The sequence below is a fragment of the Verrucomicrobia bacterium S94 genome (assembly GCA_004299845.1).
Classification (GTDB): Bacteria; Verrucomicrobiota; Kiritimatiellia; order Kiritimatiellales; family Pontiellaceae; genus Pontiella.
Map to the genome: position 1 here is coordinate 282,692 of CP036201.1, position 13,046 is coordinate 295,737.

A 13,046-nucleotide genomic window follows, 5' to 3' on the forward strand; every position below is an offset into this window, starting at 1 on the left:
AGAGCTGGCAGGAGAAAGCTGATGAAAATAGTAATCATTGATAACGATACATCGATCCTGCGGAGCCTCGAGCTCGTGCTACGGGCCGACGGACATGAAGTGGTCACCTTTTCTAATCCAAAAGAGATGTTGTTTCATGTGATTAGAAAAGAGCGGGTCGATGTGTTGCTCACGGATTACTCAATGCCTGAAATGAATGGAGATGAGCTGATTTGCCGGTTGGAAAAAGATCCTTCATTCAGGTGCAAGATTATTCTGATGAGCGCCCATACCGATCTGGTCAATCAGATTGATTCCGAGGCGTTGCACATTGACCGGATTCTAGCCAAACCTATCGACATTCATCAGCTTAAAGATGCGATCTACAATTAGTCTAAAATAACCAAGGAGCAATCAATGAACCGTAACAAAGCAATCATCACGATCATGGCTATCGTCGTAACCGCAGGAGCAGGCGCATTCGCAGCCCCACAGACTGAATGCCCGGTAATGGGGGGCAAAATCAATAAATCGCTGTATGCGGATGTGAACGGCAAACGGATCTATGTCTGCTGCAAAGGCTGCATCACCAAAGTCAAAGCGGCCCCGGCCAAGTATATAAAGCAGCTGGAAGGCAAAGGCGTGGAATTCGATAAAGCGGCCCCGAAAAAAGAAGCCGCCTCCAGCAAAGGTGGATGCGGCGGCTGCGGATCCCATTAGAGAGTGTTTAATAGATATAAGTAACCAGTGAAGACAACAGGAGCTAACACATGAAACGCAGAAAAATTATGGCCATTCTTATTTCCACGATATTGGGCATTGGATTGATCTCAGCACAGGCGGCTGAAAAGAAAACGGAGCCTAAAAAGCAAACGACCTGTCCGGTGATGGGTGGAAAAATCAATAAAGCTCAATATGCGGATGTTCAGGGTAAACGCATCTATGTCTGCTGTCCCGGATGTATCGGCAAGATCAAAGCCGCCCCCGATAAGTACATTAAGCTACTGGAAGATAAGGGAATCGTCCTCGACGAAACTCCCAAGACGGGCAAGAATGAGAGCGAGAAAAAGAGCAATTCGCATGCTGGTCACCACCATTAACCAAGTTGGTTAAATTTGAGGGGGTTCCGCGAAAGCAGTTCCCCTTCATGATTGAACACAAAGGATGCCATGAAAACAAAAGCGATAGTCACATTCCTTCTTCTTTTCCCCCTGATTGTCCTCGCTGACAATCTCGGCTCCAACTTGACCTTGAGAGCTGTGTTACAGATTGGCGAAATGCAGAATCCCGGGCTTCAGGCCTCGCATAACCAATGGAAAGCAACTGAAGAGCAGATCGCGGTTAAAAAGGCACTTCCTGACCCAAGTATTTCGTATGGATATTATTTTGAACCGGTGGAAACTCGAGTCGGTCCACAAAACCAACGATTTTCTGTTTCCCAGAAGTTTCCCGGTTTCGGAAAACTTTCCTTGAAGAAGTCTATTGCCCAGCAGGAATCAAATGCCGTTCAGCAAAAGGTTCAGCAAACAAGATTGCGGCTAAATCATCGAATCACTAAAGCATACGCTGATCTCTATTATCTAAAACGCAGCATTGACGTGACGGAAGACCGCATTCGTTTGGTCCGGGATCTGGAGCAAATCGCCCGAACCCGTTATTCTGCCGGAGCACCACTGGGAGCCACTCTGCAGGCACAGGTAGAATTGGGGCGACTTGAAGATCAACTGGCAGCCTTAAATGACCAGCGAAAACCTCACTCAGCCCGACTTAACACATTACTTAACCGTCCCGAAAATGCGCCGTTGGCATGGCCTCAGAATGTTGACTACATGCCGGTGCTTTCATCGCCGGAAGAACTAAGATCATCGATTGCACGCTTTAATCCCGAACTTGGGGAATGGGATCAGCGCATTGAGCAGAGCGAACAACAAATCAAACTGGCGAAGCGCGAACGGTATCCAGATTTTTTTGTGGGACTGCAATATATACAAACGGGAGAGGCCGAGATGGCCGTACCCGATTCCGGGCAGGATGCGATTATTGGTTCTGTTGGAATAACCCTCCCGATATGGGCGGGAAAAAACCGCGCCCGCATTCAGTCGGCCTCCTATCAGAAAACGGCTGCCATGTTCAATCGTGTCGACCGTCAGCAGGAGTTGGAGTCCGCATTGCAGGAAGTCCTTTTTCAACTTCGGGATGCAGACCGTAAAATTAACCTTTATAAAGCGAGCTTGATTCCTAAAGCCCGCCAATCGTTAGAGGTGAACCGAAAAGGATATGAATCCGGCACCATGGAGTTTATCAACCTGATTGATGCGGAGCGGATGCTGCTCGAGTTTGAATTGTCCTATGAACGGGCACGCGCCGACCACCTGATTGCCCGAGCCAGACTCAGCCAGCTGACCGGGACTGATTTTCTGATTAACCAAAAGGAGGATTCCAATGAAAGCGTATCTGATTAGTGGTTTATTGGCTGCGGCACTCTTTATGGCCGGGTTGTCTTTGGCAGATCAGCCCACCCAGAGCACCTGCCCGGTGATGGAAGGGAATCCGATTGACCCTTCGTTTTTTGTTGATCATGAGGGTCAGCGTATCTATTTCTGCTGTAAAATGTGCGTCAACCTGTTTCAGGAAGCTCCTGAAAAATATCTTGCTAACCTCTCCGTGAATGAGGAGCTGCAGGAACAGCACTTAAGCGAAAAAGTTGAAGTGCATGACCACGCTACTGATCATCAAGATCATTCATCCTCATCCCGCTTGATCACATTTATTGGAAAGTTTCATCCGGTAGCGGTTCACATACCTATCGGACTTATTTTAATGGCCGCCTTGGCAGAAAGCCTATTTCTGTGCTTCGGATCCCACCCCCTCTTTCGAGGCGCGGCCCGTTTCAATTTACATTTAGCCCTGCTGGGAGCCGTGGCGGCTATCATCCTCGGCTTAGCTGCGGCTTCCGGGACCTCTTATCCTGCAGAATATGCTGAAGTACTGATGAAGCACAAAGTCGTGGCATTTATTACATTGGCAGCCTCCATCGTTGCCGCATGCTGCATGGAAATCGGCATTCGGAAAGAACGCCCGACATTCATTCTGGCCTATCGGGTATCATTAGTCTTAGCCGCTGTGCTAGTGGCGTTAACCGGCCATTTCGGAGGCATGCTGGTTTATGGACTCAATCATTTTTCGTGGTAGTTAATGGACAAAGGAATTCATATGAAACCAAATAAAACACAGATAAAGTTCGGATTGATTGCGGTCTTCGTTGTTCTGCTTACCTTTATGGTGGGTAGATGCAGCCGAGGGAAAGCGGTACACATAGAAGACGCTGGCGCTCATGAAGAGCATGTTTCGACTGAACCGGAAGTATGGACCTGCTCCATGCACCCCCAGATTCAACTGCCTAAATTTGGCAAATGCCCGATCTGTTTTATGGATCTGATTCCGCTTGAAGGCGGCGATGACGGCGGAGGAGAACGAGAAGTCAGGGTCAGCGAATATGCTGCTAAGCTGATGGAGCTGGAAACAACGCCTGCTGTGCGTCGTTTTGGAGAGGCAGAAATTCGGATGATCGGCAAGGTGGACTATGATGAAACAGGAACCTCCTACATATCTTCATGGATCGCAGGGCGCATAGACCGACTTTTTGTCGACTACACTGGTATCCCCGTTCAGAAAGGCGATCATCTCGCTGAAGTCTATAGTCCTGAATTATTCACTGCGCAGGAAGAACTCCTTCAGGCAATTCGCACGTTGGAAAGCCTAAAAGAGAGTCAGAGCAGCACGCTGATAGAAACCGCCAAGAAAACCATTGATGCCGCTCGTGAAAAACTGCGCCTTTGGGGATTCTCCGCAGAACAGATCGCTGAAGTGGAGCAACGCGAAACGCCTAGCGAACACATGACCATCTACTCTCCTGGAGCGGGCATTGTAATCCATAAAAATGCTCAGGAAGGAATGTATGTTCAAACAGGAACACGCATCTACACGATTGCTGACCTATCTACCGTATGGGTGCAGTTAGATGCGTATGAGAGTGATTTGAACTGGCTTAAATATGGCGGAAAAGTCGAATTTTCAACCGAAGCGTATCCGGGAGAAACATTCACCGGAACGATCTCATTTATTGATCCGGTTATTACTGCGTCTACCCGCACTGCCAAAGTTCGCGTGATCGTAGATAATCAAGAAGGTCGACTGAAGCCCGGAATGTTTGTTCGAGCACTGGCTCGGCCAAAAGTAGCAGCGGCTGGAAGAGTAATGGATGAAGGGCTCGCTGGTAAGTGGATCAGTCCAATGCATCCAGAAGTCATTAAAGATGAGCCCGGTCCCTGTGATGTCTGCGGGATGCCACTGGTGACGGCTGAATCCCTTGGATATGTTACCGAGAACGAAGGAAATGCTCCGCTACTCATCCCGGTGACTGCCGCCTTAAAAACCGGGAAACGAGCTGTAGTCTACGTAGAGATTCCGAATTCGGAAAAACCAAGCTACGAAGGGCGGGAAGTCGAATTAGGTGCGCGTCTGGGTGATTACTACGTGGTTGAAAGCGGTCTCGAAGAAGGCGACCTTGTTGTAACACGTGGAGCCTTCAAGCTGGATGCGGAACTGCAAATTCGTGCCAAACCCAGTATGATGAGCATGCCTAGTGAGAGCCAGAACGTTGATCATTCAACACATACCGATTCGCCTGTCGAAATCATCGTTCAGGAAACGCCTGAAGCCTTCACTCAACAGCTACAGCAAATGATTCAAAGCTATTTCACGCTACAGCAGGCTTTAGCGGGAGATGATCCCCAAGCGGCAACCATTGCGGCGGCTGCCACCAAAGAAGCGCTGGATGCCATTGATATGGGATTGCTTTCGGGCGATGCTCACATGATCTGGATGGATCATCTGAAAAATTTCAATGCGGCATTCCGCCCATTAAAAGCAGCGACGGAAATAGAGGACCAACGCGCAGCGTTTCTCTCTCTTTCTCAACAGTTGATTAAAACGGTTCAAACCTTCCCGGTCCCTGAAACTATATATCAGGCGTATTGCCCAATGGCATTTGATAATGCAGGCGCACAGTGGCTGCAATCTTCAGAAGAGGTATTAAATCCCTATTTCGGTGATATGATGCTTCGCTGTGGAGAAATTCAACAAACGTTTAACGACTCTACTCATAAATCTATGGAACAAGGCGCAACTGAGCCAGCGTCATCCGAACAGACACTTTGCCCCGTTATGGGCGGAGCCATCAATAAAGAGGTTTACGCCGACCATAACGGTTTGCGCGTATATTTTTGTTGCCCCGGTTGTGATACCACCTTCAAGGAAGATCCTGAGAAGTATATCAGCCAGATGCGAGCCGAAGGGGTAGAGCCAGCTAAAACAGAGGTTCCTCATGCTCACTAAAAAAGAACAGACTCGCGAACAAAAATCACCAGTAGGCCGTCTGATTCGGTTTTGTTTGGAAAATAAACTGATCGTAACCCTCTTTACGATGGCCGTTATCTTTGGCGGTCTACTCGTTGCTCCATTTGATTGGAAGGTCGGAGATCTCCAGCGATACCCTGTTGCGGTAGACGCCATTCCTGATATTGGAGAAAACCAGCAAATCGTCTTTACCGAGTGGATGGGACGATCCCCCGAAGATGTAGAGGATCAGATCGGTTATCCATTAACCGTTCAACTGCTCGGGATTCCGGGCGTGAAAACGATTCGTTCGTATTCCATGTTCGGCTTTTCCTCGATCTACATCATCTTTAAGGAGGATGTGGAGTTCTACTGGTCACGAACCCGCGTACTGGAAAAGCTGAATTCGCTACCTTCGGGAACATTGCCGGATGGTGTGCAACCGACGCTCGGCCCTGATGCTACAGCGTTGGGACAGGTCTATTGGTATACACTGGAAGGATTGGATCCAGACGGAAATCCAACGGGCGGATGGGATCCCGAAGAGCTCCGCACCACCCAGGATTGGTATGCACGATATTGGCTGTTATCTGCGGATGGCGTGGCTGAAGTGGCTTCAGTCGGCGGTTTTGTGCGCGAATACCAAATTGATGTGGATCCCGATGCGATGCGTGCCTACGGCGTGAGCGTAGATGAAGTCTACAAAGCGGTCCAAGGGGCCAATATGGATGTGGGCGCGAAAAACCTGGAAGTGAACCGGGTTGAATATTTTATTCGCGGCATCGGCTTCATTAAGAAAGTGGAAGACATTGAAAACAGCGTTATCAAAGTTAACGCCGATAATGTGCCTGTTTTAGTCAAACATGTGGCCAACGTGACGCTCGGCCCTGCCCAGCGTCGAGGTACGCTGGATAAAGGCGGTGCGCCAGCGGTCGGAGGGGTTGTTGTTGCACGCTATGGTGACAACCCGCTTCGAGTCATCGCCAATGTCAAAGAGAAGATTAAAGGCACTGCAGATGCACTCCCTTCCAAAGCCATCATCGATTTCAATAAGACAACCGATGAAGAGGTTATTGCATTTGGTATACAACAGGGATTTGACGCGTATAAGAACCATCAAATCAATCAACCGGAGTGGAAAGAGTATTTGCGCTCGGTTGAGCGTTCGGAATGGCCCGAATGGATAACACTCAGCAAAGTGACTGTGGTTCCATTCTATGATCGAACCGGACTGATTTATGAGACCCTCGGCACCCTGAATGAGGCAATCACGCAACAGGTATTGATCACTATTATTGTCGTATTGATGATGGTATTGCATCTACGTTCCGGGCTGGCTATCAGCACCATGCTTCCGCTAACCGTTCTATTTTGCTTCATTGGCATGAAGCTATTCAATGTCCAGGCCAATATTGTTGCCTTGTCAGGGATCGCCATCGCCATTGGAACCATTGTCGATATGGGGATCGTCATCTGCGAAAATATTCTTAAGCATCTCGATAAGGCCGATCCCGACGAATCCAAGCTTGAAGTCGTCCACCGAGCGGCTTCAGAAGTAGGAAGTGCTGTATTGACAGCTGTGCTGACTACGGTGATCAGCTTCCTGCCGGTCTTCACCATGATCGGCGCGGAAGGCAAGCTCTTCAAACCGTTAGCTTTTACGAAAACGGTGGCACTGGTCGCCTCCATTATTCTGGCATTAACTGTGTTGCCCGTGCTTTCACACACCCTGTTTTGCTGGAAACAGAAAAAGAAACAAAAACTCGTATCCCCCCGTGTTAAAAAACTCAAAAAAGGCATTCCTCTCATTGGGGTGATCACGGTCATTGCCTGTGTGGGTTTGTTGCTTACGCTAGAGTGGGAGCCACTGGGGCCAGAAAGAGGCACTTTCAGAAACCTGATTTTTGTCATCCTGCTCATCGGGGGCCTGCTTGGATTCTTCCAACTCTTCCAGCACTTTTATGCGCGCATCCTGCGGTGGTGCTTAGATCATAAGGCCTTATTCCTAATACTTCCTGTATTTCTATTTACCATGGGTATGACCAGCTGGCTGGGCTTTAGTAAAACCTTTGGATGGCTCCCAAATACCATCGAAAAAACAGCTCCAATTCAAAAATTGGCGCATTGGTTCCCCGGGTTCGGCAAAGAATTCATGCCAACGCTGGATGAGGGTTCCTTCCTCTTCATGCCCACCACCATGACCCACGCATCCATTGGTGAAGCTATTGACATTCTGGCCAAACAGGATATGGCCTTTGAGTCGATTCCAGAAATTGAGTCGGCGGTCGGAAAGCTTGGTCGCGCTGAGACGCCTCTCGACCCTGCGCCCATATCTATGATCGAAACGGTGATTAATTATATTCCCGAATATAGAACGGATAAAGATGGGCAGCGCATCAACTATAAATATTCAAAAGGAGAATTTGTCAGAGATGCTGATGGAGAACTTATAGAAGATCCCCGAGGTCGACCGTTCCGCCAATGGCGTGATCATATTCGTTCGCCTGATGATATTTGGGATGAGATTACTAAGGCCGCCAAAATACCCGGCACAACCTCCGCTCCCAATCTGCAACCGATTGCCGCCCGAATTGTTATGCTGCAAAGCGGGATGCGCGCTCCAATGGGCGTAAAGGTGCAAGGGCCAGATCTCGAAACCATCGAGGAAGTAGGGCTTCAGATTGAGAAATATCTAAAAGAAGTGCCATCCGTTGAACCGGCAGCTGTCATTGCCGACCGCATTGTGGGTAAACCTTATCTGGAAATTCATCCAGATCGAGAAGCCTTGGCTCGCTACGGCATTCCAATTCACAAGTTCCAGAATGTGGTCGAAATCGCCATTGGCGGAAAAAAGGTTACCGGGACTATCGAGGGAAGAGAGCGTTTCCCCGTTCGTGTTCGGTATGCACGTGAATTGCGTGATGATATTGAGTCTCTCGAGAAAGTACTCATTCCTGGCATGACCGGGCAGCAGATTCCGATTACTGAGTTGGCCGATATTCGTTATGTACGCGGCCCACAAAACATCAAGTCGGAAGACACCTTTCTCGTTGGCTACGTGGTCTTCGATAAAAAACCCGGCTACGCCGAAGTAGATGTGGTTGAACAGGCCCAAGCCTACCTTCAATCAAAGATCGACAGTGGTGAGCTTGAAATCCCCCGAGGTGTTAGTTATCGATTTGCGGGATCCTATGAAAACCAGCAACGAGCTTCTAAAACACTCGCGATGGTTTTGCCGATTGCACTCTTTGCCATCTTCATGCTCATCTACTTTGAGTTTAAATCCACGGCCACCACCTTGCTGATCTTTACCGGCGTCTTCATTGCATGGTCCGGTGGATTTATTCTGCTGTGGTTCTATGGACAACCTTGGTTCTTAGATTTCAGCATCTTCGGGGTTGAAATGCGCAATCTCTTTCAGGTGCACACCATCAATATGAGCGTGGCTGTCTGGGTCGGCTTCCTCGCACTCTTCGGTATTGCCACTGATGATGGCGTCGTCATGGGCACCTACCTCACACAACTGTTCAGGGAGAAAACTTTGCATACGAAACAAGAGGTCCGCGCCTTAGTCATCGAAGCAGGTAACCGACGAGTTCGAGCCTGTCTAATGACCACCGCGACCACGATTCTCGCTCTGTTGCCCGTTCTGACTTCAACAGGGCGAGGCTCTGATATCATGGTTCCCATGGCCATTCCAAGTTTTGGAGGCATGTTGATTGAAGTAATCACCATGTTGGTTGTTCCCGTGCTCTATTGCTGGATTCAGGAGCTTCGGGTTCGAAAAAACAAAAATGCATCGGAGGTATAAAGTGAAAGCGATACTACAAACAATAGCTCTATCTGCGTTTCTGATAGGCACACTTGGTTGCCAAACTTCAGGAGTTGTCCTGTCAGAAGAACAAAGCCCACACTGCCCGGACTGCAAATCAGTCACGACAACAGGCCCAATTAAAGGGACCCAAAAAACTGAAATGCACTGTCCGAGCTGCAAAACAAAATATATTGACAACAGCATTGGAGAATACGAGGACTATACAATCATTCACAGCTGCTCTAAATGCGGGATCAACGTCAAAGCATGCGAGCAGTGCAGCAAGGCATCTGGAATATAGCTAGTAATGTGATGCCATCTGCTACACTCCCGAATTGCGGAAGGTGGCAAATGGCTTTACAGAAACCGACAAGTAAAGAGCCAATAGCAATATATGAGCAATATGATCTTGTATTGCACGGAATACGGTGATATTAGATATGCAGATTATGAGAAAGTTAAGGGCCAATGTAGAAAAGATCGCGAGCGTCATGGTTATGGCGCTGTTGCTCTGCGTTTTCTTATGCCCTGTAGCTGATGCCTATGAAATGAGCCATTGTTCTGACAGCAGTCAGGAAATTGGACATTTAGATTCGCATAATGACCACCATCACCACGGCGGCCATCACCATCATTGCGAACTCGACGTTGCTCATCCTCACGAATTCTTTTCCAATACGACCTCAATAATGGTTCAGCAGGTCGAAAAAGTCGTTTTCGACTATATCGTGCAATTGTTTGAAAAGTCGGACTATAAAAGGACGTACTTGGATTCAATCGCCCGTGACAGTAGGCATACGTTTACAGTACGCCGCCTCAACAAAATTATACTCCGAGTGTGATACACATCGGCTGATTTTTTCCCATGGATTGAAGCTTTATGCTTTCAATCACCGAATGGGAATCAGTCCAGTAGTTGAAGAGTGAATAACAACTCTTCCTTCCCGCATCACACAATTTTACCGAAGACTCTGAACCTCAGCATTCAAGCAGAAATAAGCGCTGAGAATAACATCCGGTCAACCTGAACACCAGCTCCGGATCTAGAGTCGAAAATAATGAAACAAACGGAGTTTAATCATGTACAAGAATTATTTAGTTATAGCATTCGCGTCTCTTCTCGCACTGAACACTGCAATTGCATCCAATCATCAAGATTCAGAAAAAATAAAGATCGACGTAAACATCAATCCCGACAGAACGGTTCGAATTACCAATGCCTCTGCAATTCAAGAAGCTGGTGCGATAAAGGTTTCAGGGATTCTGCGGCCTAAAAGCTGGACCGCCAGAACCGTTGGACATGTGCATGTCAGCCTACTTGGAGCTGACGGTACTGTGGTGAAAACGTTTATCGTTGAGCCAAACAAAAAAGTATTCATGAGAAAAAGTTCTCACCGACCAAGGTTTAAGCTTTCCATTCCCGCAACTGATTCGACTATTACGGAGGTTGTTATGAAGCATCATAAAGCGACTTCCAGCAAGTGTTCTTGAAGCATTACATAAAGATCAGAGGTCAATAGTGATGAACGTGTTAACGCTGAAAATCACCGGCTTGGATTGTGCGGAGGAAGTAGGTGCGCTTAAAGCAACCGTTGGTAAGCTGGAGGGAGTCGATGAGCTTGCCTTTAACCTGCTAAATGGAACCATGACGGTTACCTACTCTGATGCCACCACCGCTGAAGAAGAGATCATCGCGGCGGTCTCTCAGGCCGGGATGAAGGTGCAACCATATCAACCTGGCATCGATCCAGATCAAAGCTTCTGGCAACAAGAGGGGCGCAAGATTATGTGCATCCTCAGTGGTGCTCTTGCTTTCTTTGGATTTGCCCTGCATGCGTTTCTTCACAAAAGCCTGCTCGACGCTTTGGCCGGAGGAGAAGGTGCTGAGCCTCACAGTATTCCGGTGGTCAGCATTTTCTCCTACCTTGGTGCGGTCATCGCCGGTGGATGGTATGTCTTGCCAAAGGCGATCAGTGCCGTGCGCAGGCACAGAGCGGATATGAATCTTTTGATGAGCATTGCAGTTATTGGTGCTATGTTGATCGGTGAATGGTTTGAGGCTGCTGCTGTCGCGTTCCTGTTTTCATTTTCTCTGCTGTTAGAATCTTGGAGCGTAGGTCGTGCCCGCAGGGCTATTAGGGCTTTGATGGATCTTACGCCTGCAACCGCCCGCTATATCTGCCCTTGCGATGGAGACATCATGGAAAAACCCATTGCCGATGTGCCCGTCGGTGTGACAGTGCTTGTGCGTCCGGGTGAAAAATTTCCGTTGGACGGGGTCATCAGTAAAGGAAGCACGACCGTCAATCAGGCTCCCATCACCGGCGAATCCATGCCGGTGGAAAAACAGCTGGGAGACGAGGTTTATGCGGGAACGGTGAATGAAGATGGTTCCGTTGAGTTCCGCTCGTCTAAACCTGCCAGTGAGACAACCATATCACAAATCATTCGTATGGTTGAAGAAGCCCAATCCCGCCGTGCCCCATCGGAGCAATGGGTAGAAAAATTTGCCCGCTACTACACTCCGGCGATGATTCTACTGGCCGTGCTCATTGCCCTCGTTCCCCCGGTCTTATTTGGTGGTGCATGGGGAGCGTGGTTCTATCAGGCACTGGTTATCCTTGTGATTGCCTGTCCGTGTGCTCTAGTGATTTCCACACCCGTCAGTATCGTGGCAGCGTTGGCGTCATCTGCCCGTGCAGGTGTATTGATTAAGGGCGGTGCCTATCTGGAGGCAGCCGGACGTCTTAAAGCCATTGCGCTGGATAAAACCGGAACCATCACGCACGGTAAGCCCGAGGTCCAGGAGATCGTTCCGCTCAATACCCATACGTGCAACGAACTATTGGAACGGGCCGCCGCTATGGAAGCGCATAGCGACCATCCGCTGGCACGGGCCATATTGCGTTTGGCGAAGAAGGAGGGAATTAATGTTCCTCCGGCAGAAGATTTTCAGGCAATCAAAGGTAAAGGGGCATCAGCAATCATTCATGGACGCGCCTTCTGGCTAGGTAGCCACCGCCTTCTACACGAAAAGAATATGGAAACCCCGGAGCTCCATCAGCAAATCGAGTCGATGGAAGATGCTGGTCATTCGATTGTGGTTATCGGTAACGATGAACATGTTTGTGGGCTCATTAGCGTCGCCGATTCGGTTCGTGAACATGCCGCCGAGGTCGTGAAAGGACTCAAAGCAGTCGGTCTTCAACATGTGGTGATGCTTACCGGTGATAATCAAGGTACAGCCGATGCCATAGCCAAAACAGTGGGATTGGATGACGTTCAGGCCGAACTGCTGCCGGAAGACAAGTTAAGGACGGTCGAAGGACTGGTACAACAATATGGAGACGTGGCCATGGTCGGCGACGGTATCAACGATGCCCCGGCACTAGCTGCCGCCAGTCTTGGGATTGCCATGGGTGCTGCCGGAACGGATGCAGCGATTGAAACGGCAGACATTGCCCTGATGTCCGACGACCTCACCCGCATTCCTTGGCTCATCCGGCATGCCCAGAGAACGCTGAATATCATTCGTCAGAATATCATATTTGCCCTCGGCCTGAAGTTAGTATTCATGGGGCTGGCCGTAGCTAATGTGGCGACCCTTTGGATGGCTATTGCGGCAGACATGGGAGCATCGTTGCTGGTAATCGGGAATAGCTTGCGATTACTCAGAATGAAAGCGGGGCATCAGAATGATCTCTAAACTAAACAAAGCCCTATCAGCAAAGAACATGGTCATGGTTCGATCTCTTGTGCTATTGATCGCTATGATGTTGGGGATGACTTCGCTGGGTCATTTTGAAAGCGATATCGATCACTCTCTTCAAACTGAATTGGGGCATGCTCTTGACTC

General features: G+C 48.9%; 9 protein-coding genes and 1 pseudogene. All 10 read left to right on the forward strand.

Annotation, left to right across the window (positions count from 1 at the left end):
* Positions 1–21 precede the first annotated feature (21 nt).
* The 10 genes and pseudogenes from EGM51_01225 (at position 22) to EGM51_01270 (ending at position 12,896) form a co-directional block, all read left to right on the forward strand.
* Positions 22–372, forward strand: a complete 351-nt coding sequence (locus EGM51_01225) for a response regulator (GenBank protein ID QBG46098.1) — start codon at positions 22–24, stop codon at positions 370–372.
* A gap of 24 nt (positions 373–396) precedes the next feature.
* Positions 397–699, forward strand: a complete 303-nt coding sequence (locus EGM51_01230) for a hypothetical protein (protein ID QBG46099.1) — start codon at positions 397–399, stop codon at positions 697–699.
* A gap of 50 nt (positions 700–749) precedes the next feature.
* Positions 750–1,016: pseudogene (locus EGM51_01235) on the forward strand (hypothetical protein).
* A gap of 132 nt (positions 1,017–1,148) precedes the next feature.
* Positions 1,149–2,441 (forward strand): TolC family protein, encoded by a 1,293-nt coding sequence (locus tag EGM51_01240; protein QBG46100.1) that lies wholly within the window; start codon positions 1,149–1,151, stop codon positions 2,439–2,441.
* On the forward strand, positions 2,422–3,171 hold the full coding sequence (locus EGM51_01245) for a YHS domain-containing protein (GenBank protein QBG46101.1): 750 nt from the start codon (positions 2,422–2,424) through the stop codon (positions 3,169–3,171). The genes EGM51_01240 and EGM51_01245 overlap by 20 nt, the downstream gene beginning before the upstream one ends.
* A 21-nt stretch (positions 3,172–3,192) precedes the next feature.
* Entirely contained in the window at positions 3,193–5,376 is a 2,184-nt protein-coding gene (locus EGM51_01250) for a DUF3347 domain-containing protein (protein ID QBG46102.1), read from the forward strand.
* Entirely contained in the window at positions 5,366–9,187 is a 3,822-nt protein-coding gene (locus EGM51_01255) for an efflux RND transporter permease subunit (GenBank protein ID QBG46103.1), read from the forward strand. Before EGM51_01250 ends, EGM51_01255 begins: the two co-directional genes overlap by 11 nt.
* Before the next feature lie 443 nt (positions 9,188–9,630).
* The gene (locus EGM51_01260) at positions 9,631–10,032 is read left to right on the forward strand and encodes a hypothetical protein (GenBank protein QBG46104.1); all 402 of its coding nucleotides are present in this window, start codon (positions 9,631–9,633) and stop codon (positions 10,030–10,032) included.
* A gap of 238 nt (positions 10,033–10,270) precedes the next feature.
* A complete protein-coding gene (locus tag EGM51_01265) occupies positions 10,271–10,681 on the forward strand; it encodes a hypothetical protein (GenBank protein QBG46105.1) in 411 nt (136 codons plus the stop codon).
* A 31-nt stretch (positions 10,682–10,712) separates the two neighbouring features.
* Positions 10,713–12,896, forward strand: coding sequence for a heavy metal translocating P-type ATPase (locus EGM51_01270; protein QBG46106.1), 2,184 nt, complete (start codon positions 10,713–10,715; stop codon positions 12,894–12,896).
* Positions 12,897–13,046: the final 150 nt, after the last annotated feature.